We start from the raw sequence: 24,942 nt of genomic DNA on the forward strand, positions 1-24,942 counted from the left end.
AGCGAAACCTCGTCCCTCTCGAGAATTTCTGTTAACTTCCTCACGACATCTACGGGCGGGGACAGGGGCAGGGACGTGATGCGTCGGATATTGGCCGCGGTCATGGGCACAGCGATCGTCGGGGCAGCGACGATGGCGGGAGGCGGCATCGCGCACGCCGAAGACACTGTGCCACAGCAGTATCCACTCGGTCCGACGTTTCTCGACGGCATCGGGATGGAACTCGCAAACCCGGGAGGATCTGCACCCGGCTCCAACGACTGGTCGTGTGAACCCTCCGAGGAGCACCCGGACCCGGTGGTCCTCGTGCACGGAACGGCCGGTAATCGACAGGACAACTGGGCCTACCTGTCTCCGCTGCTCGCCAACGAGGGTTACTGCGTCTTCGCGCTCACCTACGGCAACTATCCCGAACTGCCGTGGCCGTTCAGTGCGATCGGCGGCCTGAAACCCATGGAACAGAGCGCCGTCGAACTGGCCGCATTCGTCGACCGGGTTCTCGAGGCCACCGGGGCGGAGAAGGTGAGCCTCGTCGGTCATTCGCAGGGCACGCTCATGCCCACGTACTACCTCAATCGCTTGGGCGGCAACACCAAGGTGCGAAACCACATCTCCCTCGCACCGCTGTGGGACGGCAGCCACGCGTTCCTGCTCGAGGCGACCTTCTCGCTCTTCGGCCAGGCAGGCCTGCGCGACGAACTCGAACAACTCGTCGCGACCGTCGGCTGCGGGGCGTGCCCGCAGGTACTCGCCGGCTCCCAGTGGTTCCGGGACCTGCACGCCGACGGCGTGTACGCGCCCGAGGTCCGCTACACCAACATCATCACGCGATACGACGAACTGGTGCTCCCGCACACCAGCGGATACCGCGAAGCCGACAACGCCACGAACTTCGTGCTGCAGGACCACTGCGAGGCGGACTGGGCCGAACACGTCGCCATCGTCAACGATCCGGTGGCGGCGGCCGTCGTCCTCAACGCTCTCGACTCGGACCACCCGCGACCCGTGCCGTGTGTGTCGGTCCCGCCGTTCACGGGATGGTCGCCCACCGCACCCGCGCCGTAGAAACGACCGCGACCGCCGAGGTGATCGGCGGTCGCGGTGTCGTGTGTCGGTCGGGTGACGCTACGCGCGGCGCTGCCGGGCGATGTCGGCGAGCACGACGCCCGCGGCGACGGACGCGTTGAGCGACTCCACGTCGCCGGCCATCGGGATCGACAGCACCGCGTCGCAGGTTTCGCGCACGAGTCGAGACAGGCCCTTGCCCTCCGAGCCCACCACGACGACCACCGGATCGGTGCCGTCGAACTCGTCGAGCGTGGTGTCTCCACCGGCGTCGAGACCGACGACACGCACACCCTGTGCCTGCCAGTCCTTGAGCGTGCGGGTCAGGTTCGTGGCTCGCGCGACGGGCAAGCGTGCCGCAGCGCCCGCACTGGTACGCCAGGCAACAGCGGACACCGACGCCGAACGACGCTGCGGAATGACCACACCGTGACCGCCGAACGCGGCCACCGAGCGGATGACGGCACCGAGGTTGCGTGGATCCGAGATGTTGTCGAGCGCCACCAACAGCGGCTTCTCGTGGTGCTCCTTGGCCCGGGTCAGCAGGTCGTCGGGATGCACGTACCGGTACGGCGGCACCTGGAGACCGATGCCCTGGTGCATTCCGTTGGTGGACAGACGGTCGAGTTCGGCGCGCGACACCTCGAGGATCGAGATGCCCATGTCGGCCGCCCGTTGCACGGCTTCCTTGAGTCGCTCGTCCGCTTCCGCTCCCACCGCGACGTACAGCGCGGTCGCGGGAACCTCGGCGCGCAGGCACTCGACGACCGGGTTGCGGCCCAGCACCATCTCCGGTCCGTCCTCGGGCTTGCGGCCGGCCGGACGCCGTCCACCGCCACGAGAGGTGTCCGTCGCCTTCGCGGCGGCGCGGGATCGCCGCGCTGCGGCGTGGTACGGACGATCCTCGGCCTTGGGTGTCGCACCGCGCGGTTCCAGACCACGACGACGCTGACCGCCGGAGCCGACGACCTGCCCCTTCTTGGTTCCGCCCTTACGAATCGCGCCGCGGCGCTGGGAATTGCCTGCCATCACTGTCCTGCTTTCAGAGACCACTCGGGTCCGTTCGGCGTATCGGTCACTTCGATACCTGCCGCTGTCAACCGGTCGCGCACCTCGTCGGCGATCGCCCAGTTCTTGTCTGCTCGCGCATTCTGCCTGCGGACGAGATCCGCGGAGACGAGCACGTCGAGCGCTTCCAGGGCCGCCGATCGATCGGCGGTGGAGTCACTCCAGTGTGCATCGAGAGGGTCGACTCCGAGAATTCCGAGCATCGCGCGCACCTGCGACGCGATCCGGACTGCCTCGTCGAGATCACCGTTGTCGAGTGCCTTGTTGCCCTCGCTGCGGCGGCCGTGGATCTCGGCGAGTGCCTTGGGCACACCGAGATCGTCGTCGAGGGCGTCCGCGAAGGCGTCCGTCCACGTGCCGACCGGAACCTCCCCCGCGCGGTCGCGGGTCTTGAGGACGAACGATTCGAGTCCCCGGTAGGCGGCGGCCGCTTCCTGGAGCGCTGCCTCGGAGTACTCGAGCATCGAACGGTAGTGCGCGCTGCCGAGGTAGTACCGCAACTCCTGCGGCCGCACCTTGGTCAGCACGTTCGGCACCGACAGCACGTTGCCGAGCGACTTGGACATCTTCTCGCCGCCCATGGTCACCCAGCCGTTGTGCAGCCAGTACCGGGCGAAACCGTCGCCCGCCGCACGCGCCTGCGCAATTTCGTTCTCGTGATGCGGGAAGACGAGATCCATTCCCCCGCAATGAATGTCGAACGTGCCGCCCAGGTAGAACGTGGCCATCGCAGAGCATTCGAGATGCCATCCGGGACGGCCGCGTCCCCACGGTGTCGGCCACGAGGGCTCGCCCGGCTTCGCTGCCTTCCACAAGGTGAAGTCGCGCGGGTCGCGCTTGCCGAGCCCTGCGCTCTCACCCTGGTGCACGTCGTCGAGTTTGTGCCCGGACAGCGACCCGTACTCGGGGTAGCTCTTCACGTCGAAGTAGACGTTGCCGTCGGAGGGGTACGCATGGCCCGCCGCGATGAGTCGTTCCATCAGGTCGACCATCTGAGTGACGTGCCCGGTCGCGCGGGGCTCGATCGACGGCGGAAGCACACCGAGCGCGTCGTAGGCCCGGTTGAACGCCCGCTCGAAGGTGGCCGCCCACTCCCACCAGGGGCGCCCGGCTTCCGCGGCTTTGCGAAGGATCTTGTCCTCGATGTCTGTGACGTTTCTCACAAACGCGACATCCATACCCTGGGCCGCGAGCCATCTGCGTAGAACGTCGAATGCGACGCCACTGCGCACATGGCCGATATGGGGCTCGCCTTGAACGGTGGCACCACACAGGTACACCGAGGCATGGCCGGGGACGAGCGGCACGAATTCCCGCACATCCCGCGTTTCGGTGTCGTAAAGGCGCAAGGTCACGACCGTCGATCCTACCGGTCGTCGCTCTGCTGCAGGACGAGCGCAGTGGCGATCGCCGCCACACCCTCGCCTCGTCCGGTCAATCCGAGGCCGTCGGTGGTCGTCGCGGACACCGAGACGGGGGCACCCAGCACGTCGGACAGCACGAGCTGCGCCTCCTCGCGCCGAGGCCCGATCTTCGGGCGGTTGCCGATCACCTGGACTGCCGCGTTGCCGATCGTCCATCCGGATTCGGCGAGGAGGCGGCGCACCTCGGACAGCATGGCCGCACCCGATGCTCCTGCCATCTCGGGCCGGTCGGTGCCGAAGACGGTTCCCAGGTCGCCGAGGCCGGCGGCGGACAGCAACGCGTCGCACAGCGCATGGGCCGCGACGTCTCCGTCGGAATGCCCGGAGCATCCGTCGGCGCCCTCGAACAGCAGTCCGGCCATCCAGCACGGTCGGCCCGCCTCGACGGGATGCACGTCCGTTCCGATTCCGACACGCACTACGGTTCAGCGCTCCTCTACGGTTCTGGCCCCGGCCGCGAGCAGCGCTCGCGCCAGGATGAGATCCAACGGTGTGGTGATCTTGAAGGCCAGCGGGTCGCCCGCGACGGTGTCGACACGCTCCCCGAGCCGCTCGACGAGTCCGGCATCGTCGGTGGCATCACCGACGTCGGTGTTCGCGCGGGCAAGGAGTGCGACGTCGAAACCCTGCGGTGTCTGCACTGCGCGCAGGGTCGCGCGATCAGGGGTGCCGGTGACGGCACCTTCGGCATCGACGCTCTTGATGGTGTCGGTGACCGGCAGCACCGGTATCACCGCGTCGCTCCCGCGGCGCAGTTCCGCCACCACTCGGGTGAACATCTCTGGCGGGGTGAGCGCCCGGGCCGCATCGTGCACGAGCACGAAGCGCGCGCCCGGTGCGCAGGCGAGCCCGGCACGCACCGAATCGGCACGCTCCGCACCTCCCGCAACGACCGATACCCGCTCCGAAAAGGGGGCGCGCACCAGTTGCTCCGCCGGTGTCGCGGCGAGTTCCGGCGGGACCACGACGACCACGCGGTCGACCTCACCCGAGTCGAGCATCGATTCGACCGCTCGATCGAGCATGGTCCGGCCGTCCAGTTCGACGAACGCCTTGGGCAGTTCTTCACCCAGACGAACGCCGCGGCCGGCCGCCGGAATGATTCCGACGACCGGCCCGTTGCGATCGTTCACTTGCTGTGTTCGGGGTTCTTCACGCGGCTCGCCACTCAGGACGCGGCTGCGAGAACCTCGTCGAGCATGCTCGCGGCGCGGACATCGTCCGTGCCTTCCGCGAGAGCGAGTTCGCCGACAAGGATCTGACGAGCCTTGGCAAGCATTCGCTTCTCACCTGCGGAAAGGCCGCGGTCCTGCTCCCGGCGCCACAGGTCGCGGACAACTTCCGCGACCTTGTTGACGTCGCCGGAGGCCAACTTCTCGAGGTTGGCCTTGTACCGCCGCGACCAGTTGGTCGGCTCTTCGGTGTGCGGCGCGCGCAACACCTGAAAAACCTTGTCGAGGCCCTCTTGTCCAACAACGTCGCGAACTCCGACGTACTCTGCGTTATCTGCAGGAACTCGCACTGTGAGGTCGCCCTGCGCGACTTTCAGAACCAGATATTCCTTCTGCTCACCCTTGATGGTGCGCGTTTCGATAGCTTCGATCAGCGCCGCACCGTGGTGGGGGTATACGACGGTGTCTCCGACCTTGAAAATCATGTGTCCCGTGCCCCTTTCGATTCACCGAGTTTAACACGTGACTACCCCGTCCTCCCATCAACGGTGCAGGTCAGGGGCATCGATACGTGAGCGCAGGGGTTGACAGGCAGTCGGTTCCGTGCATTATGTGACGTGTGTCACCCTTAGGGAGTGGGCATGTCCGGGCTTTCGGGCGGCGACATCAAAAGTTACGAGTTCCGGCCCCGCCGTACACAGGTCGCTCGCTGACTACTACTCTGCCTAGTGGATTGCGAGCCTTACTCGATGGAGGAACCCGTGACTGCTCTCAAAGCGCCGACTCGGCGAGTCGTGACCGCCCTCGCCCTGGCGGCCGGAGCGACGCTCACGCTGTCGGCGTGCGGTGCCGGCCAGATCAGCCAGACCGCCATTCAGGTCGCGGCGATCAACGGCAACAACGCCGAGGTCGGATCGATCGCGCTGCGCAACGTGCACGTGATCTACCCGAACTCCGAGGAGTACAGCATCGAACCGGGTGGCACCGCGCTGCTCGGCTTCACGGTGGTGAACCTCGACCCGTACACCCCCGACGTGCTCACCGACATCTCCACCGAGTTCGCGGACTCCGTGAATGCGGACGAGATCGAGATTGCTCCGCAGTCGTCCGTCGTCGCCGGTGAGTCCACCGAGACGGCCGCCCTCGACGAGGCTCCTCAGCCCGCGCAGACCGAGGAGACCCCGCCCGACGCGCCGAGCATCACGACCGTCGAACTGGTCGGCCTGAACGAGCTCGTCCGGCCGGGACTGACCGTGCCCGTCACGTTCTCCTTCGCCGAAGCCGGTGACCTGACCGTCTCCGTGCCGATCGACGCAGGACCGATCCTTCCGCGCGACGAGTCCGACATGTCGCCCATCGTCGGCGAAGCGCACTAGCGTACCCACAGTCCGAAAGACCCCGGTCGAGCACTGCTCGACCGGGGTCTTTCCTGTCGGGGCGGGCCACTATCCTCCGGCGGTGGCAAAAACCAAGTCGCTCTACCGCTGTTCCGACTGCGCACACACCGTCGGGAAGTGGGTCGGCCGCTGCCCCGAATGCGGGACCTGGGGGTCCATGGACGAAGCCACCCCCCAGCCCACGGCCGTGGCGGCGCGTGCCGGAACCACCCTCGCGCGCGCCGGCGCGGCGGCGGTGCTGCCGTCCACCCCGGCCACCCCGCTGTCGCAGATCGACGGCAAGGCCACCTACGCGAAGTCGACGGGTGTCGACGAACTCGACCGCGTGCTCGGTGGCGGCATCGTGCCCGGTTCGGTCGTCCTTCTCGCCGGAGAACCGGGTGTCGGCAAATCGACCCTGCTCCTCGAAGTGGTCCATCGTTGGGCGCAGCGCGGCAGCGACGAGCGTGCCCTGTACGTCACCGGTGAGGAATCGGCGGGACAGGTGCGGTTGCGCGCCGACCGGACCGGTGCGGTGCACGACCGGGTGTTCCTCGCGGCGGAGTCCGACCTCGCGACGATCTTCGGGCATGTCGAGCAGGTCCGTCCGACGCTCCTCGTCGTCGACTCGGTGCAGACGATGCTCGCCGCCGACGTCGACGGCGTCACCGGCGGCGTCACCCAGGTCCGGGCGGTGACGAGCGCGTTGACCTCGCTCGCGAAGTCCAGCGGCGTTCCGGTGCTCCTGATCGGCCACGTCACGAAGGACGGTGCCGTCGCCGGGCCGAGGTCGCTCGAGCACCTCGTCGACGTGGTGCTGCACTTCGAAGGCGACAAGCACTCGACGCTGCGCATGGTCCGTGGAGTGAAGAACCGTTTCGGCGCCGCCGACGAGGTGGGCTGCTTCGAACTCACCGAGAACGGCATCGTCGGGGTCAGCGATCCGTCCGGGCTGTTCCTGCAGCACCGCGACGAAGCGGTTCCCGGCACGGCGGTCACCGTGACCATGGACGGAAAGCGGCCACTTCTCGGCGAAGTGCAGGCGCTGGTGGTGCCCACCCACAACCCGTCACCGCGCCGCGCCGTGAGCGGACTCGACTCGGCGCGGGTGGCCATGGTCCTCGCGGTGCTCGAGCGTCGCTGTGGGCTCGGCAAGCTCGGCAACTGCGACGTCTACGCGTCCACCGTCGGCGGTATGCGGATCACCGACCCGTCCGCCGACCTCGCACTGGCGCTCGCGGTCGCCTCCGCGGTGCGAGATCAGCCGGTACCCGCCGGCACCGTGCTGCTCGGAGAAGTCGGCCTCGCCGGCGAGGTGCGACGCGTCGCGGGTGCGGGGCGCAGGCTCGCCGAGGCAAACAGGCTGGGGTTCACCCGCGGGGTGGTCCCGCGCGGCGTCGAGGGCGTGCCGAAGGGGATGAAATCCACCGAGGTCACCAATGTCGGGCAGGCCCTGTCGACGCTGTCCCGCTGATCACGGGCATCGTGCCGCCCCCGCATGCGAACATATGTTCGTGTCCGATGAAGCCACGATCCTGCATGCCGACCTCGACGCGTTCTACGCGTCGGTCGAGCAGCGCGACGATCCGTGGCTGCGGGGAAAGCCCATCGTGGTCGGCGGCGGCGTGGTCCTCGCCGCCAGTTACGAGGCGAAGGCCTACGGAATCAAAACCGCGATGTCGGGCCGCGCGGCGCGAGCACTCTGCCCCGAGGTGATCTCCGTTCCGCCTCGCATGGAGGCCTACACGAAGGCGTCACGCGACGTGTTCGCCGTATTCGACGACACGACGCCGATCGTCGAGGGCATCTCCATCGACGAGGCCTTCCTCGACGTGTCGGGGGTGCGCCGCATCTCGGGCGAACCCGTCGAGATCGCTGCACGACTGAGGCGCGCAGTGGCCGACGAGGTCGGCCTGCCCATCACTGTCGGCATCGCCCGCACGAAGTTTCTCGCCAAGGTCGCGAGCGGTGTCGCGAAACCGGACGGACTGCTCCTCGTTCCGCCCGACGGCGAACTCGACTTCCTGCATCCCCTGCCGGTCGAACGACTGTGGGGCGTCGGCAAGGTCACCGCCGCGAGACTGCACGCCCACGGGTTGCGGAAGGTCGGCGACATCGCCCACCACTCCGAATCCGATCTCGTCGCCCTCCTCGGCGGGGCGTCGGGACGTCATCTGCACGCCCTCGCGCTCGGACACGATCCGCGCGCCGTCCGGCATCGCGGGCGTAGTTCGATGGGCGCCCAGCATGCCCTCGGCCGGGGACCACACAGCGCAGAGTCCGTGGAGGCGACGCTGCAACTACTCGTCGACCGGGTGTGCCGCCGCATGCGACGGGCACATCGCCTCGGGCGCACCGTCGTCCTGCGACTGCGGTTTGCCGATTACGCCCGCGTCACGCGGTCGCACACACTCGGTAGTCCCACGGCACGCACCGACCTGATCGGTGACGCCGCCCGCGAACTTCTCGCGTCGGCTCGCCCGCTCATCGCCGAGCGAGGCGTGACACTGGTGGGCATCGCCGTCACCAACCTCGACGGGGAGGGCACCGAGCAACTGGAGTTGCCTTTCGACGCCGAGGTGCCGACAGGCTCCCCGCGGCCGGACGCAGCGGCCGCCGAAACGCCGCGCCGACTCACGCATCCGCCGATCGACCGGCACGCACTCGATTCGGTTCTCGACCACCTGCACGGCAAGTTCGGCGCGGGCTCGGTGACGTCCGCGACGTTGCTCGGCCGCGACCATCGGCCCGGCGTACCGCTGCTGCCCGACGTGCAGGCGTGATGTCCGAGGTCGCGCCGGAGATGTCAGACGGCGGAAATGTCGTGGTCGCTTGCGGGCAGACCGTCGACGAAATCCTTCCCCTTGGCGAAGTGCTCGTGTCCGACCACGATGAACAACCCGTACGACGACCCCACGACGACGTCGGGATCTGCGAGCGGTCCGTCGACGATCCGCGCCTCCGAACGGGTGTAGACCTTGCGACGCACCGTGCCTTCGACACGGGACCGCAGTTCGAGCACCGCACCGAGGGGAATGGGACGCGCGAAATCGATGCCCAGATGCGCGGTGACCACAGCCGACCTGAGCGCAGCGTTGCACGCCATTCCCTGCGCTTCGTCGAACGCCGTCATCAAGATGCCGCCGTGGATGAATCCCGGCCCGCCCTGGTAGCGCTTGGCGACCTCGAACCGGCCGATCACCTCGAGACCCTCGCCGGTGGTGAACTCCATACCGAGACCGGTGGGCTGGTCGTCTCCACATCCGAAGCACTTGGACCAGTGCTGGGGAACGGTGGCGCCCGGGCCGGGGTGGTCCGCGGGAAGTTCGGGTACAACGAGGTCGTCGGGCAAGATCCAGGTACTGCTCATGAACAAGTAATGTAGTTGCGCGGTCACGGGAGCCTTTTTCTTCCCTCCCCAGAATGTGACCACGACCGCAGGGTCCGGGACACGGAAGGAATCTGCCACATGACCGAGTCGGCGCGGTCCGCGACGCTGAGCGACACCATCGCCCGACTCGCGCCCGGTACCGCCCTCCGCGACGGACTGGAACGCATCCTGCGCGGCCGGACGGGTGGACTGATCGTTCTCGGATTCGACGAGAAGGTCGCGGCGCTCTGCGACGGCGGGTTCGAACTGGACGTCGAATTCGCCCCGACCCGGATGCGAGAGCTGTCGAAGATGGACGGGGCCGTCGTGGTCTCCACCGACGGCACTCGTATCGTCCGCGCCAACGTCCAGCTCGTGCCCGACCCGAGCATCCCGACGGTCGAGTCAGGTACCCGGCACCGAGCAGCGGAGCGCACGGCCATCGAAACGGGCTATCCCGTCGTGTCGGTGAGCCAGTCGATGAGCATCGTCAGCGTGTACGTCGCGGGGCGCCGCCACGTGATCAACGATTCCGCGACGATCCTCTCGCGCGCGAACCAGGCCGTCTCCACCCTCGAACGCTACAAAGCGCGGCTCGACGACGTCACGCGGCAACTGTCGGTGGTGGAGATCGAGGACATCGTCACGCTCCGCGACGCCCTCACCGTGGCGCAGCGGCTCGAGATGATGCACCGTCTGTCGGTGGAGATCGAGCAGGACGTGCTCGAACTCGGCACGGACGGCAGGCAGTTGGCGCTGCAGCTCGAGGAACTCGTCGGCGACAATCAGCTCGCCCGTCAGCTGATCGTCCGCGACTACCTGTCGGGCGACGACGCCCCCTCGACACTCGATGTCGAACGGGCGATGGACCGTCTCGCCGGTCTCAGCGACCCCGACCTGCTGGACCTGACCACCCTCTCGCGGGCGTTCGGTTATCCCAACACCATCGAGGCGCTGGACGCGCCCATGAGCCCCCGTGGCTACCGGGTGCTGCACCGCGTGCCGCGATTGCAGTCGCAGCAGATTCACCGCCTCGTGGCCGCGTTCGGCACGTTGCAGGGCTTGCTCGCCGCGACCGCGGCGGATCTGCAGGCGGTCGACGGCATCGGTGCACTCTGGGCGCGGTACATCCGCGAGGGACTCTCACGGCTGGCCGAATCGGCCATCAATCACTACGACTGACGCCCGGTTCAGGGCGTGATGTTGAACGGCTCCGGCGTGCTGCGCAGACCGCCGAGCTGACCCACCACCGTGTAGGCCCCCGGGCCGACGGGTTCGCGCGGCGTCTCGCATCCCGGCTCGGACGTCGAGGCGGACCACTTGACGGAGTAGGCGGCCTGATCGCCCGGTTCCAGGGTGCGCATATCGGTGGTCGGCTCCGCGAAGCAGTCGGTGTTCGACCAGAGCCGCTCGTTCCCGTCGAGGCTGTACACGAGCACCTGCTGAAGCCCGGCTCCGAGGTCGCGGTCGCACTTGGTGGTGCCGATGTTGGTGATGACGATCGTGAACCCGGGTTCGGTACCGACCTGGTAGTTCGGCTCGTCGGCGGTGACGCGCACCGCGAGCGACTGGTCGGGGCATTGACCGGGCGGAGCCGTCTCCGACGATGCCGCCGTGCCGGACGGCGTGGTCTCGGATTCGCCTTCCGACGCCGAGGTGGTGGAACCGGACGTCTCACCGCCCGAGTCCGACGACCCGCTCGACGAGCCCGTGCTCTCGCTGCCCGCGCTCTCCGCGGAACTTTCGGGCGCACTCGTGCTCGAGGTCAGCGTGGACGCGGCTGCGGCGGGTTCCGGCTCGGCATCACCGCCGCCGCCGGTCAGGGCGACGACGAGCCACACGACCAGCGCCAGCACGACCACCAGGACGGTGATCGCGAGGATGCGTCGTCGCCGGTAGATCTCGGGGGGCAGCGGGCCGGTTGGTTCGAACACGCCTCACACGGTAAGTGCCGGGCCGGACCCGCTGCGGCATAGCGCCCGGCGTGTCGCTCAGTCCGAGGTCACACCGATGTCACCGATGTGCCCCTGCAACTGGACGTGACCGTCGTCCAGCTTGTAGGTGACGCCGACGATCGCGCACCGTCCGTCGGCAACTCGTTCGGCGATGATCCGGGACCGGTCGGTGAGGAGCAGGCCCGTTTCGACCACGTGGCGACCCTCGAGTTCGTCGACCGTGGACAGGCCGTCCGCGCGGCCCATCAGGATCGACGGAGCGACCCGCTCGATGATGCTGCGGATGTGCCCGCGGGGAACCTCGCCGGTGTCGAGTGCTGTCAAGGTGGCACCGACGGCGCCGCAGCTGTCGTGACCGAGCACCACGATCAGCGGAACCCCGAGCACCTCGACTGCGTATTCGATCGAGCCGAGAACCGAGCTGTCGATGACGTGGCCGGCAGTCCGGACGACGAACATGTCACCGAGGCCCTGGTCGAAGATGATCTCGGCAGCGACACGGGAGTCACCGCAACCGAACAACACTGCGGTGGGATGCTGTCCGTTGACCAGTTCGGCCCGTCGGTCGATCCCCTGGCTCGGGTGCAGCGGGGTACCGGAAACGAACCGCTGATTACCCTCGGTCAGAGCTTTCCACGCGGAGATCGGGTTTGAATTGGGCATAAGGGCATTATTCACCCGGGACCTTCGCGACCCTCACGCAGTGGTCCCACTGCCGTGCACAAAGGTCCCGTATCCGGGACAGGAGGAGAAGAAATGCCTGTTGACGCCACATCGCTGGTGCGTTGGTACGCCGCGGAAGCACGCGACCTGCCGTGGCGCCGCGACGGTGTGACGGGCTGGCAGATCCTCATGTCCGAGGTGATGTTGCAGCAGACCCCGGTCGTGCGGGTCGCGCCGATCTGGGAGGAGTGGGTACGCCGCTGGCCGGTGCCGTCGGCGATGGCGGCGTCGAGTCAGGCCGACGTTCTGCGCGCGTGGGGAAAGCTCGGATACCCGCGTCGCGCGTTGCGCCTGCACGAATGCGCGGGGGTGCTCGCCGCGGAGCACGGCGACCGGGTCCCCGAGGACGTGGATGTGCTTCTCACGCTGCCGGGTGTGGGCGCCTACACCGCGCGGGCGGTCGCGTGCTTCGCCTACGGCCGGCGTGTTCCTGTGGTCGACACCAACGTCCGCCGAGTCGTGGCGCGCGCCGAGCACGGCCGGGCCGAACCGGGGAATCCGTCCACCACGCGGGATCTCGCCGATGTCGAAGCCATGCTTCCGCGTGCCCGCACACGTGCGGCGACGTTCTCCGCTGCCCTGATGGAACTCGGCGCGACGATCTGCACCGCGCGTACCCCCGACTGCGGCCGGTGCCCGCTCCCGGAATGCGCCTGGGTGCAGGCGGGCCGCCCGGCCCACGACGGTCCCGCGAAACGCGTGCAGAAGTTCGCCGGCACCGACCGTCAGGTGCGTGGACGCCTGATGGCCGTTCTCCGGGACAGCACGGGGCCGGTGGAACGTCCGGTGCTCGACAGTGTGTGGCTCACCGACCCCGGCCAGCGTGACCGGGCACTGCACTCACTTCTCGTCGACGGACTCGTCGAACAGACCGACGACGGCCTGTTCGCCCTTGCGGGGGAAGCGGGGCCCCGCCAGGTTGTTCCGAGCGCGGTGGGGATCACGACAGAGTCGTGAGAAACCGTTCGACGACCGCGCGGTACTCGTCGGGCCGGTCGTCGTGCACGAGGTGTCCCGCACCCGCGATGCGGACGTAGTCGGTTCCCGGCCGCGTCGCCATCTCCCGCATCTGCCCGGGCGGCGTGATCGTGAACTCCCCTTCGACGAGCAAGGCAGGCACGGTCAGTCCCGTCCACTGGTCCCAGAAGTGCCGTCGTCCCCACTCTTCCGAGATGTCGCGGAAGGTCGCGACGTCACCGTGCAGGTACCAGCCGTCCGCGCGACGCTCGAACGAATCGAGGAAGTAGCGTCCGGCGACCGGGCCGAAGAAGTCGATCACCGCGTCGTCGTCGGGGAACGGCTGCGGCCACTGCGACACCATCGCCGCCCAGTTCTCGGCGGTACGGCCGCGGAAATCGGGTGCCATATCTTCGAGGACGAGCGCAGTGACCTTTCCGGGATGCGCTGCGGCCAGACACCACGCGTGCAGCGCGCCCATCGAATGCCCGATCACGACGAACGGTCCGGTGTCGTCGGGAAGGTGCGCAGCCACATCGGCGACGAACGCTTCGGTGCACAGATCCGCCGGCGCCGGGCGACCGTGGCCCGCCGCGTCGAACGAGTACACGTGCCCGTGCTCCCGGAGCCACGGCACCTGGCGACGCCATGTCCGCGCGCTGCCCATCAGACCGTGCAACAACAGGATCGGCCGTCCGCTACCACCTTCGTCATGCAACACAGTCGCCCAAGGTAGCGGAGTAGTCTCGCGCTCATGGCAGTCGTGAAGATCAACGCAATCGAAATCCCCGAAGGCGCCGGACCCGAGCTGGAGAAGCGCTTCGCCAATCGCGCGCACACGGTGGAGAACTCCCCCGGATTCCTGGGCTTCCAGTTGCTGCGTCCCACTGCGGGCGAGAACCGCTACTTCGTGGTGACCCAGTGGGAAACCGAGGAAGATTTCGCGGCGTGGCGTGACGGTGGCGCCCGCGCCGCGCACGCCGGCGAAGCGAAGAGCCCCGTCGCGTCCGGAGCGTCGCTGCTGGAGTTCGAAGTCGTACTGGACGTCAAGAAGTCCTGATGACCGGGCCCGGAGGCTCCGGGCGCGGGTTGACGTATCCGGAGGTCGGCGCGTCGCTGGGCGTGCTACCTCCCGGATACCACCACCTCGACGTGGAGCGTGAACTCGGCAGCGGCCCTGCCGTGTTCGACACCGCCGTTGCCCGGTTGTTCGCGTGGGACATGCACCGCGCAGCGGGGATTCATGTCGCCCGAGGTACGCCTGCGGCGGCGGTGGGCGCCGAGGTGCAACTCGGATTCGGCGTCGGTCCGCTGCGGCTGACCGCAGGGTGCCGGGTGGTCGAGGTCGTCGACACCCCGCAGCGTCGCGGATTCACCTACGGCACCCTCGCCGGGCATCCGGAGGTCGGAGAAGAGAGCTTCCTCGTCGAACACCGCGCCGACGGGCGGGTGGTCGGGCGGGTGATCGCATTCTCCCGGCCCGGCCGCTGGTTCACGCGGCTCGCCGGCCCGGTGGGACTTCTCCTGCAGCGCCGGACTGCTCGCCGTTATCTGGCGGCGCTCGGCGACTGATCCTCGCCTGCACGCGCGTCCGCGTCGTCGATCGCGCGTTGCAACAGCATGTGGAAGACGTTCTCGGGTTGTGCTCCCGACACTGCGACCGCCCGGTCGGCGACGAAGAACGGGACGCCGGTGACACCGAGGTCGCGTGCCTCGCGCAGATCCGCGCGCACCGCATCCGAGGCTGCTCCGGATTCGAGATCGGCGCGGACGGCGTCCGCGTCCAGACCCACCGACGAGGCGATACGCATCAGGGTCTCCCGGTCGTCGACGACCTCGCCTTCGACGAAATGCGCCCGGAACAGCGCCTCGAGCAGCGCGTCGCGCTGCGCACCGGCGAGATGCAGCAACCTGTGTGCGTCGAACGTGTTCGCCGAGATCACCGTGTCGAAGTCGATGTCCAGGCCGACGTCGGCGGCCGCTGCGGAGACCTGGGAGAACATCTGCCGGACCTGCTCGACGGGCATGCCCTTCATCTTCGCGAGCGCCTCGGACTCGGGTGTGCGGTTCCCTACCGGCGTGTCCGGCGCCAACTGGTACGAACGCCACGTGACGCGGACACGGTCACGGTGCTCGAACGTGCCGAGTGCCGCAGTGAACCGGCGCTTGCCGATGTAGCACCAGGGACAGGCGATATCCGACCACACTTCGACGTGGACGGTGGACGGAGCAGCGTGTGGAAGGGTCACGCACCCATCCAACACGCTCGCCCCGCCCGGTGTTCCCTCAGGAGTCGTCTTCCCTCAGGACTCGAGGGCGGCGTCCAGCGAGATGTCCACTCCGGTCAGAGCCTTGCTCACCGGGCAACCCGCCTTCGCGTCCTCGGCTGCCTTCGTGAAACCGTCGGCGTCGAGTCCGTCGACCTCGCCGCGCACCTTCAAAGTGATACCTGTGAGCCGGAAACCGCCGGCCGGGTCCGGTCCGAGCGACACATCGGCGCTGACATCGAGGCTTTGTGGGGTTCCGCCTGCTTCCGCGATGAGTGCGGACAACTGCATGGCGTAGCACGCCGAGTGGGCGGCAGCGATCAGTTCTTCGGGGCTGGTGGTGCCGTCGGCGTTCTCCGCCGACCGCTTCGGGAACGAGACGTCGAACGTGCCGCGTCCCGAACTCGTCAGTTCCACCTGTCCGGAGCCTTTTTGAAGATCACCGTTCCAAGCGGTTCGCGCGGTCCTTGTGGGCATCGTGTAGTCCTTCCTGTCGTTGTCGGCTTCCTCGGTCGCGTACCCGTCCCCGGCCGAACCCACACCCGCGCGCCTCGCCGGCAACACGTGGGCCGGAAGGTCTCGATACGGCATCGCTCGTCGGATTCACGACAAGACCCGTCGCCCACACCGCCGATGCTGCTTGCATGACCACACCCCAGCACGACCCTCGTCCTCTGTTCCGCGGCGCGCTCGGGTGGGCGGGCGACCTGTTCGCGTGTGTCCGGCCCGACCAGCTGACCGATCCCACCCCGTGCACCGAATTCGACGTCCGGACCCTTCTCGGTCATCTCGCCTCGACCATCGACCGCGGGCGGGTCATCGGTGAGGGTGGGGATGTGCACACGGTTCCCGAGTCCCTCTCCTCGTCCGACGACGATTGGCCCGGCACATTGGACGCCGTCACCGAGCGGTACTGGAAGGTGTGGAGTGACGACGCACTCCTGGACACGTCCGTCACGGCACCGTGGGGGACATTCCCGGGCCGGGCCGCGGTGCTCGTCTCGCTCAACGAGGTACTCGTGCACGGCTGGGACCTCGCTGCCGCCACCGGACAGGACACGGAGGCGGACCCGCAACTGGCCCAGGCTGCCTACGAGGTCATGCAGCGAGTCCTCCCCGCGTCGCCGCGGGAGGGCCTGCCGTTCGGGCCGGTTGTCGACGCGGCACCGGATGCGGGACCGACCGAGCGGCTCGCGAACTGGTGCGGCCGGGTGACCGAGCCGTGGATGCGCCGCACCGGCACCTGACGACACGACCACCTCGACGCCCGAGGGGCGGCACCCTTGCGGGTACCGCCCCTCGGCGTTGTTTCCGGTTCGATGTCAGGCTTCCGGATCCCCTTCGGGAGTCTTCGCCATGACGACCGCCGGGGTGTCGGGCACTTCGGCCGGCTTCTCGCTCGGCGTGAACGTGAACTTCGCGTTCTCGCCGGCGCCTTCGCCGTCCCAGTTGTCGACGTCGACGAGCACGATCTGGCCGGGGCCGATCTCGCCGAACAGGATCTTCTCGGAGAGCTGATCCTCGATCTCGCGCTGAATGGTGCGACGGAGCGGACGAGCGCCGAGAACCGGATCGAAACCGCGCTTCGCGAGCAGCGACTTCGCCTTCTCCGTGAGCTCGATGCCCATGTCCTTGTTCTTCAGCTGCACCTCCACGCGTCCGATCATCAGATCGACCATCTGGATGATCTGATCCTTCGTCAGCTGGTGGAAGACGATGATGTCGTCGATACGGTTGAGGAACTCCGGCCGGAAGTGCTTCTTGAGCTCGTCGTTGACCTTGTTCTTCATCCGCTCGTAGTTGGACCCGCTGTCGCTGCCGTGGGTGAAGCCCAGGCCGACAGCCTTCGAGATGTCCGACGTACCGAGGTTCGACGTGAAGATCAGCACCGTGTTCTTGAAGTCCACCGTGCGTCCCTGACCGTCGGTGAGACGGCCGTCTTCGAGGACCTGCAGGAGCGTGTTGTAGATCTCCTGGTGGGCCTTCTCGATCTCGTCGAAGAGAACCACGGAGAACGGCTTGCGGCGCACCTTCTCGGTGAGCTGGCCGCCCTCTTCGTACCCGACGTAGCCGGGAGGGGCACCGAACAGACGCGACGCGGTGAACCGGTCGTGGAACTCGCCCATGTCGATCTGGATGAGCGCGTCGTCCTCGCCGAACAGGAAGTTCGCCAGCGCCTTGGACAGCTCGGTCTTACCGACACCCGACGGTCCGGCGAAGATGAACGAGCCGGACGGACGCTTCGGATCCTTCAGGCCGGCACGCGTACGACGGATCGCCTTCGCGACGGCCTTGACGGCATCCTCCTGGCCGATGATCCGCCTGTGCAGCTCGTCCTCCATGCGGAGCAGACGGGTGGTCTCCTCCTCGGTGAGCTTGAACACGGGGATACCGGTCCAGTTCGCGAGAACTTCCGCGATCTGCTCCTCGTCGACCTCTGCGATCACGTCGAGGTCGCCCGCACGCCACTGCTTCTCACGCTCGGCACGCTGCGCGACGAGCTGCTTCTCCTTGTCGCGCAGGCTCGCGGCCTTCTCGAAGTCCTGCGCGTCGATCGCCGATTCCTTCTCGCGACGGGCGTCGGCGATCCGGTCGTCGAATTCGCGCAGGTCCGGCGGTGCGGTCATCCGGCGGATGCGCATGCGCGCGCCCGCCTCGTCGATGAGGTCGATCGCCTTGTCCGGCAGGAACCGGTCGTTGATGTAGCGGTCCGCGAGGGTCGACGCCGCAACGAGCGCCTTGTCGGTGATCGAGACGCGGTGGTGCGCCTCGTACCGGTCGCGGAGACCCTTGAGGATCTCGATGGTGTGCTCGACGGTCGGTTCGCCGACCTGCACCGGCTGGAAGCGGCGTTCCAGAGCGGCGTCCTTCTCGATGTACTTGCGGTACTCGTCGAGAGTGGTCGCGCCGATGGTCTGCAGCTCACCGCGGGCCAGCTTCGGCTTCAGGATCGACGCGGCGTCGATCGCGCCTTCGGCTGCACCTGCGCCGACGAGCGTGTGCAGCTCGTCGATGAACAGGATGATGTCGCCGCGGCTGTTGATTTCCTTGAGCACCTTCTTCAGGCGCTCCTCGAAATCACCGCGGTAACGGCTGCCGGCCACCAGGGACCCGAGGTCGAGCGTGTAGAGCTGCTTGTCCTTGAGGGTCTCGGGAACCTCACCGTTGACGATGGCCTGCGCGAGGCCCTCGACGACGGCCGTCTTACCGACACCGGGCTCGCCGATCAGCACCGGGTTGTTCTTGGTGCGGCGCGAGAGCACCTGCATGACCCGCTCGATTTCCTTGGCCCGTCCGATGACCGGATCGAGCTTGCCTTCGAGCGCGGCCTGCGTCAGGTTGCGGCCGAACTGATCCAGGACGAGCGACGTCGACGGGGTGCCGGACTCGCCGCGGCTCGTGCCGGACTCCGCGGGTTCCTTGCCCTGGTAACCGGACAGCAGCTGGATGACCTGCTGCCGGACGCGGTTGAGGTCGGCTCCGAGCTTGACGAGGACCTGAGCGGCCACGCCTTCGCCCTCACGGATGAGGCCGAGGAGGATGTGCTCGGTGCCGATGTAGTTGTGGCCCAGCTGCAGCGCTTCGCGCAGGCTCAGCTCGAGGACCTTCTTGGCACGGGGGGTGAACGGAATATGCCCGGACGGTGCCTGCTGGCCCTGGCCGATTATCTCTTCGACCTGGCTACGGACGCCTTCGAGGGAGATCCCCAACGACTCGAGAGACTTCGCCGCCACACCCTCACCCTCGTGGATGAGGCCGAGGAGGATGTGCTCCGTGCCGATGTAGTTGTGGTTGAGCATCCTGGCCTCTTCTTGAGCCAGGACAACGACGCGCCGCGCGCGATCGGTGAACCTTTCGAACATCGCACTCCCTCACACTCTCCGGCCGCAGAATCCGATACGAGATCGTCCCGGATCTCTGCTGCCGCTCTTCGCTCCGGCACTCGAGTCGTTCATCGGAACCGGTGAAGGTTCCACGTTCCCACTGCCCACTCTAGTTGGCGTGGTATCGACCCGCTCTCCCTCTACCCTTCGTGGGTACTGGAAAACCCGGCTAATGGGTGTAACGCTGCACGTGGCGGATACGTTTCCGCAAGCTGTACGCCACAAGCGAACAGGTCGTCAGCCTGCGAGGACGCGTTGCAACCGCCGCCCGATGCTCTCGGGGGCCCGCTCGGGGTCGGCGAGGCTGCTCTCGGCGAGCACGCTGTCCTCACCATCGACGATACCGGGTTCGAACGGGCGCAGGGAGCGGCCGGGTCCCCGGAAGCGTTCGACCGCCGCAAGCAACGAACCACCATCCGCGGTGGCCTCCGCGATCTGCGCCACGTCCACGCCGAGGTGTTCCGCGAGCAACGTGTTGCGCAGGTCGACGGCCGCCCTGCCTACCCGATCCCCCGGTTCTGCCGCTTCGATCGCGAGGTCGCACTCGGTGTCGAACCCCATGGAGCGGTTGTTGAGGTTCGAGGAGCCGATCCGCAGCAGGTTCTCGTCCATCACGACGACCTTGGCATGCACGTAGATCGGATTACCGCCCTCGGTGACCGGATAGTAGGCGCCGAATTGGCCGTGCACGTCGGCGTCCCACAGGAGGTGGAGCAGGGCCCGTCGTGCGCCGTCCATCGCCTTCTGCTCGAGCCATCCGTCCGCGTTACGCGGGATGACGAGCACGATCTCCGGCCCGTCCGGTTCCTGCAACCGCGCTGCGAGAGCCTCAGCGAGGGTGCGCGACGCCAGGTACTGACTCTCCAGGTAGAGGGTGTGGCGGGTCTTCTCGATGATGGCGAGGTACAGGGCTTCGATCTCGTGCACGCCCTCTTGATCGCCGTACTTCGGCAGCGTCCGTGCGATCGAGACATCGACGTCACGCACGGTTGGCTCGAGTCCGTCGGGCCAGATCGGCTCGGTTCCGTCCACGGGTCCGAGTTCGACGCCGGTGGCGGCCTTCCACCTGGCTCTCGCCAGTTCGCCCAGCGCCCGGGCAGCCTCGCCGTCCACCGCTGTGGTGACGTCGTGCCACGGGCCGTAGCGCTTGCCGCTCGGCTCACGGCGGTACCGGCTCCGGTCGGCATGGTCGGAGGTGTCCCAGCGGTCGACCGTCATGTCGATACCGCCGCAGAACGCGATCGTGTCGTCGACGACGATGATCTTCTGATGGTGTGCGGCACCGACCGGGTGTGCCCCGTCGATTTCGAGGTGCAGGCGGGAATCGGTGAACCAATCCAGCACGAACACGGGGGTCATACCTCGCCCGAGCGCGCTGAACGCACCGATATTCCACTTGAGCAGATAGATCTCGAGGTCGGGACGACGCTCCGGAAGCCACTTCAACAGCGCACCGAGCTTGTTCGGGCCCTCGAGGGTCTTACCGTTCGGCTCGAATTGGATCCTGGTGTCGAAATCCCACCCGATGAGCATGATGCGTTTCTTCGCATCGAGCATGGCTGATTTTACGTGATGAAAATACGTGGCGGCGTCGACGATCGAAGTAAGATTGTCGGCACGCGCGGTACGCCAACACGTTTTTCCTGGCTCGAGCACTCTGTCAACCATCCTGCGGATGCTACTCCGGCGTGGATGAGGCCCCCCGAAATGTGTTCCGGAAAACAAGTGATGCTCGCTGGTCACAGCCGGCGACCGTGATGCAATCGGGGGCGCCGCCACATCGTGACGACGCCCCCGTGGCATCACTACCGGGTCGAATTCCTAGTGGGCCTGGTTGTAGGCCTCTACGATTTCGGCGGAGATCCGGCCACGTGCGGAGACGGGCCAATCGTTGTTCCGTGCCCATTCACGAATGGCGGCAGTCTGTTCGCGATCCGAACCCGCACGTGCGGGCTTTCGCGTCGCGGGTGCGGCCGACGGGCCGACCTTGGCACGCTTGCGGCCCCCGACCTTTCGTGCGTGCTCGATCCAGAATTCCAACTGGTCGCGCAACTTGGCAGCATTTTCTTCCGACAGGTCGATCTCGTAGGTAACTCCATCGAGTCCGAACTCCACCGATTCATCTGCGGCCGTTTCCTGGTCCACATCGTCGATGAGAGTGACGGTGACCTTCTTTGCCATGTGTTGAGAATCCTCTCGAATGAAGAAAGCGGTCCCCCCCGGGACACGACCACGATACCCCGGAATTAACCCGTGGCAATACGAAACTCGGCGTGCGGAATTAACGCGTGGTCGGACGAACAATCGGAAACAGGATTGTTTCCCGGATTCCGAGGCCGGTGAGCGCCATCAGCAGACGGTCGATTCCCATTCCCGTGCCGGTCGTGGGCGGCATTCCCTGTTCCATGGCGGCGAGGAAATCCTCGTCGAGAACCATCGCCTCGTCGTCACCTGCGGACGCGAGTCGCGCCTGGTCGACGAAACGTTCACGCTGGATCACCGGGTCGACGAGTTCCGAGTAGCCCGTGGCGAGTTCGAAGCCGCGAACGTAGAGGTCCCATTTCTCGGTGACACCCTTGACCGAGCGATGGTCACGCGTGAGAGGGGACGTCTCCACCGGGAAATCGCGCACGAATGTGGGCGTGTACAACTGGTCGCCGCACATGTGCTCCCAGAGTTCCTCGACAAGCTTGCCGTGGCCCCAGCCCTTGCCCTCGGGAACCGCGAGATCGACGCGTTCGGCGAGCGCCTTCAATTCCTCGACGGTGGTATCCGGAGTCACCTCGACACCGATCGCCTGCGACAAAGACGGGTACATTTCGAGGGTCTTCCATTCACCCCCGAAGTCGTATTCGCTGCCGTCGGCCAATGTCACGACGTGGCTGCCGAAGACGGCCATCGCAACTTCCTGGACGACCTCGCGGATCATCTTCGCCGAATCGTCGTAGGTGCCGTATGCCTCGTAGGTTTCCAGCATCGAGAATTCGGGAGAGTGCGTGGAGTCCGCGCCTTCGTTGCGGAAATTCCGGTTGATCTCGAAGACCTTCTCGATCCCGCCCACGACGCACCGCTTGAGGAACAACTCGGGAGCGATACGCAGATACAGATCGATGTCGAGCGCGTTCGAATGGGTGACGAACGGACGGGCCGCAGCACCACCGTGCAGCGTCTGGAGCATCGGCGTCTCGACCTCGAGGAAATCGCGGCGTTCGAGAGCATTCCGCAGTTCACGCACCACCGCGACACGCATCCGCGCATTCTTGCGCGCATCCGCCCGGACGATGAGGTCGACGTAACGCTGACGAACGCGTGTCTCCTCGTTCATTTCCTTGTGCGCGACCGGCAGCGGACGCAGTGCCTTCGACGCCATGTTCCAGGAGTCGGCCATGACGCTGAGTTCACCGCGGCGCGAACTGATGACCTCACCGTGGACGAAGACGAAATCACCGAGGTCGGTCTCGGCCTTCCACGCGGCCAGAGCGTCCTCGCCGACACCGGCAAGGCTGATCATGACCTGGAGCTGGGTGCCGTCGCCCTCCTGCAAAGTCGCGAAGCAGAGCTTGCCGGTGTTACGGAGGAAGATGATGCGTCCGGCCACGCCCACGTGCTCGCCGGTCGTGGCGTCGGGTTCGAGGTCGGGATACGCGGCCCGGATCTGCGCCAAGGTGTGCGTCCGCGGCACGACGACCGGATAAGCATCCTTACCCTCCGCCAAGAGCCGTTCGCGCTTGTCGCGGCGGACCCGGATCTGCTCGGGGGTGTCGTCGGGCTGCTGAACGCTGGCATCACTCACGGGTAATCAGACTATCCGAAAGCCCAGGACGATAATCCCCCAGCTACCGCAGCGGATGCACAAGCATCAGTGCGCGGTGACCCGCGCCACGTCTTCGGCGACGTGCTGTGCCGCGGTCACGGCGTCGACGAGATCTGCCGACTTGACGGCGGCGTAACCGCCCACGAGCGTCGTCACGCGGCGCAGCCCACGTCGGTGCAGGTCACGGACGACGCGTTGCGTTTCACCGCCGTGGGCGGACACGAGGATCCATTCCCTGTCGCGGTCGGTGGCCAGCGCGAGGCGTTCCGGATGCGTGGGATCAAGGCGCGCGGGCAGGAGTTCGGCACCGATCGCCAGCGCGCCGGGCAACGTGCCCTGTACGGCTCGCTCACCGCTCTCGCGGATGTCGACGACGACGGCACCGCGGGCGACCGCAGCGGCGAGTTCACTCGGGTAGGTGCGCTCGACGGCCAGTGGGTGACGAGCGACCGGAGCGGAGGACAGAAAAACAGAATCGAGAAGCGCAGCGCGCATGAGAGATCTCCCAGGAAAGTGTCGACAGTCGAGGCAGGCGTCAGCCTCGACAACACTCCTGGGCGCTCATGCAGCGGATCACGAAAGCATCTTTACACAGAACCGCGTCCTGCGGAACCCGTGGCACGTGTAGCGCGTCTCACCTGGTTCCGTTCGAAGACCAGACGCAGCCCTTCGAGGGTGAGGTCGGGTTCGTGATGCTCGAGGGTGCGGGATTCGGGCATGATCAGCGGTGCGCTGTCGCCGGTACCGATCACCGCGACGTCCTCGGCCCCGAAGCCCGGTACTTCCGCGCAGACCCGCCGCACCAGACCGTCGACCATGCCGGCGAAACCGAAGACGGCACCGGACTGCATGCATTCGACGGTGTTCTTGCCGAGAACGCCGCGGGGCCTGATCAACTCGACCTTCCGGAGCGCCGCCGACTGCGATGCCAGCGCGTCCATCGCGATTTCCACGCCGGGCGCGATGGCACCCCCGAGGAACTCTCCCTTGGCCGACACCACGTCGACACACGTCGAGGTGCCGAAATCCACGATGACGCACGGGGACCCGTAGAAGTGATGGGCCGCAAGGCTGTTGACGATCCGGTCCGCGCCGACTTCCTTGGGGTTGTCGACAAGCAACGGCACCCCGGTCCGTACCCCGGGTTCGACGACCACGTGCGGCACCTCCGACCAGTACCGGCCGAGCATGATCCTCAGCTCACGCAGGACCGACGGGACGGTGGACAACGCGGCGACGCCGGTGATCCGGTCCACGTCGTCTCCGAGCAGGCCGCGGAAGAGGAGTGCCAGTTCGTCTGCCGTCATTCTCGGGTCGGTGCGAACTCGACGGTCGCACAGCAACTTCGAATGCGTTCCACTGCCCGTGAAGACGCCCAGAACGATGTTGGTGTTCCGGACGTCGACGGCGAGGAGCATGTCTACACCAGGGACGGTGCGTCGAGTGTGGACAGCATCCGGGGAGTGATGAGACCGGATCCCTCGGGGGCGTGCGCCGGATCGTTACCGAGTTCGACCGGGCGGTTGTCGGCGTCGACGAACACGACGCTCGGGCTGTAGTCCTTGCACTCCTGCTCGTTCATCACGCCGTAGGCGATGAGGATGACGAGATCGCCCGGGCTGACGAGACGTGCTGCGGCACCGTTGATTCCGATCACGCCCGACCCGCGTTCACCGGCGATGACGTATGTCTCGAGCCGATTGCCGTTGTCGATGTCGACGATGCAGACCTGTTCACCCTCGAGCAGGTCCGCGGCGTCCATCAGATCCTGATCGACGGTCACGGAACCGACGTAGTGCAGATCCGCGTGGGTCACCGTGGCGCGGTGGATCTTCGACTTCATCATGGTGCGGAACATGTTCGTCCT

Annotated in this window: 27 protein-coding genes; 9 read left to right on the plus strand and 18 right to left on the minus strand. The window is 66.9% G+C overall.

Translation table 11 applies throughout. The features are described from left to right. Positions 1-78: 78 nt before the first annotated feature. Positions 79-1,065, plus strand: coding sequence for a lipase family alpha/beta hydrolase (locus tag AC0B44_RS06040; protein WP_471902073.1), 987 nt, complete (start codon positions 79-81; stop codon positions 1,063-1,065). A 60-nt stretch (positions 1,066-1,125) separates the two neighbouring features. On the opposite strand, the gene rlmB is transcribed toward AC0B44_RS06040, so the two are convergent. From rlmB to AC0B44_RS06065, 5 genes are read right to left on the minus strand one after another with little or no spacing between them, the layout of a single operon-like run. Beyond that, a complete protein-coding gene (gene rlmB, locus AC0B44_RS06045; RefSeq protein WP_471902014.1) occupies positions 1,126-2,094 on the minus strand; it encodes a 23S rRNA (guanosine(2251)-2'-O)-methyltransferase RlmB in 969 nt (322 codons plus the stop codon). Next, complete coding sequence (cysS, locus tag AC0B44_RS06050; protein WP_471902015.1) at positions 2,094-3,488, minus strand: cysteine--tRNA ligase; 1,395 nt, start codon at positions 3,486-3,488, stop codon at positions 2,094-2,096. The genes rlmB and cysS overlap by 1 nt, the downstream gene beginning before the upstream one ends. A gap of 11 nt (positions 3,489-3,499) precedes the next feature. Beyond that, entirely contained in the window at positions 3,500-3,976 is a 477-nt protein-coding gene (ispF, locus tag AC0B44_RS06055) for a 2-C-methyl-D-erythritol 2,4-cyclodiphosphate synthase (protein WP_471902016.1), read from the minus strand. Positions 3,977-3,982: 6 nt separating this feature from the next. Then, on the minus strand, positions 3,983-4,690 hold the full coding sequence (gene ispD, locus AC0B44_RS06060; RefSeq protein ID WP_471902017.1) for a 2-C-methyl-D-erythritol 4-phosphate cytidylyltransferase: 708 nt from the start codon (positions 4,688-4,690) through the stop codon (positions 3,983-3,985). Positions 4,691-4,725: 35 nt separating this feature from the next. Then, complete coding sequence (locus tag AC0B44_RS06065; RefSeq protein WP_072702544.1) at positions 4,726-5,214, minus strand: CarD family transcriptional regulator; 489 nt, start codon at positions 5,212-5,214, stop codon at positions 4,726-4,728. Positions 5,215-5,490: 276 nt separating this feature from the next. Here AC0B44_RS06065 and AC0B44_RS06070 point away from each other — a divergent pair, with 276 nt between their 5' ends. From AC0B44_RS06070 to dinB, 3 genes are all read left to right on the plus strand, one after another. After that, the gene (locus AC0B44_RS06070) at positions 5,491-6,105 is read left to right on the plus strand and encodes a copper chaperone PCu(A)C domain-containing protein (RefSeq protein WP_471902018.1); all 615 of its coding nucleotides are present in this window, start codon (positions 5,491-5,493) and stop codon (positions 6,103-6,105) included. An 82-nt stretch (positions 6,106-6,187) separates the two neighbouring features. Beyond that, complete coding sequence (gene radA / locus AC0B44_RS06075; RefSeq protein ID WP_471902019.1) at positions 6,188-7,579, plus strand: DNA repair protein RadA; 1,392 nt, start codon at positions 6,188-6,190, stop codon at positions 7,577-7,579. Positions 7,580-7,613: 34 nt separating this feature from the next. Continuing rightward, positions 7,614-8,888 carry a DNA polymerase IV gene (gene dinB / locus AC0B44_RS06080; RefSeq protein ID WP_471902020.1) on the plus strand — a complete coding sequence of 425 codons (1,275 nt, stop codon included), beginning with the start codon at positions 7,614-7,616 and terminating at the stop codon, positions 8,886-8,888. 23 nt (positions 8,889-8,911) lie between these two features. On the opposite strand, the gene AC0B44_RS06085 is transcribed toward dinB, so the two are convergent. After that, positions 8,912-9,475, minus strand: a complete 564-nt coding sequence (locus AC0B44_RS06085) for a PaaI family thioesterase (RefSeq protein WP_471902021.1) — start codon at positions 9,473-9,475, stop codon at positions 8,912-8,914. 99 nt (positions 9,476-9,574) lie between these two features. Between AC0B44_RS06085 and disA the strand changes: the two genes are divergently transcribed. Next, a complete protein-coding gene (disA, locus tag AC0B44_RS06090; protein ID WP_471902022.1) occupies positions 9,575-10,657 on the plus strand; it encodes a DNA integrity scanning diadenylate cyclase DisA in 1,083 nt (360 codons plus the stop codon). An 8-nt stretch (positions 10,658-10,665) separates the two neighbouring features. Here the strand turns inward: disA and AC0B44_RS06095 are convergent, their stop codons facing one another. Together AC0B44_RS06095 and AC0B44_RS06100 are read right to left on the minus strand one after the other, a co-directional pair. Continuing rightward, the gene (locus AC0B44_RS06095; protein ID WP_471902023.1) at positions 10,666-11,409 is read right to left on the minus strand and encodes a hypothetical protein; all 744 of its coding nucleotides are present in this window, start codon (positions 11,407-11,409) and stop codon (positions 10,666-10,668) included. A gap of 57 nt (positions 11,410-11,466) precedes the next feature. After that, the gene (locus AC0B44_RS06100; protein WP_471902024.1) at positions 11,467-12,093 is read right to left on the minus strand and encodes a carbonic anhydrase; all 627 of its coding nucleotides are present in this window, start codon (positions 12,091-12,093) and stop codon (positions 11,467-11,469) included. A 93-nt stretch (positions 12,094-12,186) separates the two neighbouring features. Here AC0B44_RS06100 and AC0B44_RS06105 point away from each other — a divergent pair, with 93 nt between their 5' ends. Continuing rightward, positions 12,187-13,110 (plus strand): HhH-GPD family protein, encoded by a 924-nt coding sequence (locus tag AC0B44_RS06105; protein ID WP_471902025.1) that lies wholly within the window; start codon positions 12,187-12,189, stop codon positions 13,108-13,110. Here the strand turns inward: AC0B44_RS06105 and AC0B44_RS06110 are convergent. After that, positions 13,094-13,831, minus strand: coding sequence for an alpha/beta fold hydrolase (locus AC0B44_RS06110; protein ID WP_471902026.1), 738 nt, complete (start codon positions 13,829-13,831; stop codon positions 13,094-13,096). The two genes, AC0B44_RS06105 and AC0B44_RS06110, sit on opposite strands and share 17 nt — an antisense overlap. A 33-nt stretch (positions 13,832-13,864) precedes the next feature. Here AC0B44_RS06110 and AC0B44_RS06115 point away from each other — a divergent pair, with 33 nt between their 5' ends. Together AC0B44_RS06115 and AC0B44_RS06120 are read left to right on the plus strand one after the other, a co-directional pair. Then, positions 13,865-14,170 carry an antibiotic biosynthesis monooxygenase family protein gene (locus tag AC0B44_RS06115; RefSeq protein WP_471902027.1) on the plus strand — a complete coding sequence of 102 codons (306 nt, stop codon included), beginning with the start codon at positions 13,865-13,867 and terminating at the stop codon, positions 14,168-14,170. Further along, positions 14,170-14,682, plus strand: a complete 513-nt coding sequence (locus AC0B44_RS06120) for a DUF1990 family protein (protein ID WP_471902028.1) — start codon at positions 14,170-14,172, stop codon at positions 14,680-14,682. Before AC0B44_RS06115 ends, AC0B44_RS06120 begins: the two co-directional genes overlap by 1 nt. On the opposite strand, the gene AC0B44_RS06125 is transcribed toward AC0B44_RS06120, so the two are convergent. Both AC0B44_RS06125 and AC0B44_RS06130 read right to left on the minus strand, forming a co-directional pair. Continuing rightward, positions 14,658-15,359 (minus strand): DsbA family oxidoreductase, encoded by a 702-nt coding sequence (locus AC0B44_RS06125; RefSeq protein WP_471902029.1) that lies wholly within the window; start codon positions 15,357-15,359, stop codon positions 14,658-14,660. The two genes, AC0B44_RS06120 and AC0B44_RS06125, sit on opposite strands and share 25 nt — an antisense overlap. A 54-nt stretch (positions 15,360-15,413) precedes the next feature. After that, positions 15,414-15,854 carry an OsmC family protein gene (locus AC0B44_RS06130; protein WP_471902030.1) on the minus strand — a complete coding sequence of 147 codons (441 nt, stop codon included), beginning with the start codon at positions 15,852-15,854 and terminating at the stop codon, positions 15,414-15,416. A gap of 167 nt (positions 15,855-16,021) precedes the next feature. Between AC0B44_RS06130 and AC0B44_RS06135 the strand changes: the two genes are divergently transcribed. Beyond that, positions 16,022-16,624: a TIGR03086 family metal-binding protein gene (locus AC0B44_RS06135; RefSeq protein WP_471902031.1), complete on the plus strand. Its 603-nt coding sequence runs from the start codon at positions 16,022-16,024 to the stop codon at positions 16,622-16,624. Between the two features lie 75 nt (positions 16,625-16,699). Here AC0B44_RS06135 and AC0B44_RS06140 read toward each other — a convergent pair whose 3' ends face one another. The 7 genes from AC0B44_RS06140 to panD all read right to left on the minus strand — a co-directional run bounded on the left by AC0B44_RS06140 (position 16,700) and on the right by panD (position 24,933). Then, complete coding sequence (locus AC0B44_RS06140) at positions 16,700-19,240, minus strand: ATP-dependent Clp protease ATP-binding subunit (RefSeq protein WP_471902032.1); 2,541 nt, start codon at positions 19,238-19,240, stop codon at positions 16,700-16,702. Between the two features lie 258 nt (positions 19,241-19,498). Beyond that, positions 19,499-20,929 (minus strand): phospholipase D-like domain-containing protein, encoded by a 1,431-nt coding sequence (locus tag AC0B44_RS06145; protein WP_471902033.1) that lies wholly within the window; start codon positions 20,927-20,929, stop codon positions 19,499-19,501. Positions 20,930-21,082: 153 nt separating this feature from the next. Continuing rightward, positions 21,083-21,442, minus strand: coding sequence for a histone-like nucleoid-structuring protein Lsr2 (locus AC0B44_RS06150; protein WP_471902034.1), 360 nt, complete (start codon positions 21,440-21,442; stop codon positions 21,083-21,085). A gap of 100 nt (positions 21,443-21,542) precedes the next feature. Continuing rightward, positions 21,543-23,054, minus strand: coding sequence for a lysine--tRNA ligase (gene lysS / locus AC0B44_RS06155; protein ID WP_471902035.1), 1,512 nt, complete (start codon positions 23,052-23,054; stop codon positions 21,543-21,545). A gap of 66 nt (positions 23,055-23,120) precedes the next feature. Then, on the minus strand, positions 23,121-23,570 hold the full coding sequence (locus tag AC0B44_RS06160; protein WP_471902036.1) for a rhodanese-like domain-containing protein: 450 nt from the start codon (positions 23,568-23,570) through the stop codon (positions 23,121-23,123). A 92-nt stretch (positions 23,571-23,662) separates the two neighbouring features. Then, positions 23,663-24,493, minus strand: a complete 831-nt coding sequence (locus AC0B44_RS06165) for a type III pantothenate kinase (RefSeq protein WP_471902037.1) — start codon at positions 24,491-24,493, stop codon at positions 23,663-23,665. A 2-nt stretch (positions 24,494-24,495) separates the two neighbouring features. Next, complete coding sequence (panD, locus tag AC0B44_RS06170) at positions 24,496-24,933, minus strand: aspartate 1-decarboxylase (protein WP_471902038.1); 438 nt, start codon at positions 24,931-24,933, stop codon at positions 24,496-24,498. Positions 24,934-24,942: the final 9 nt, after the last annotated feature.

Source organism: Rhodococcus sp. NPDC019050 (genome assembly GCF_055664235.1).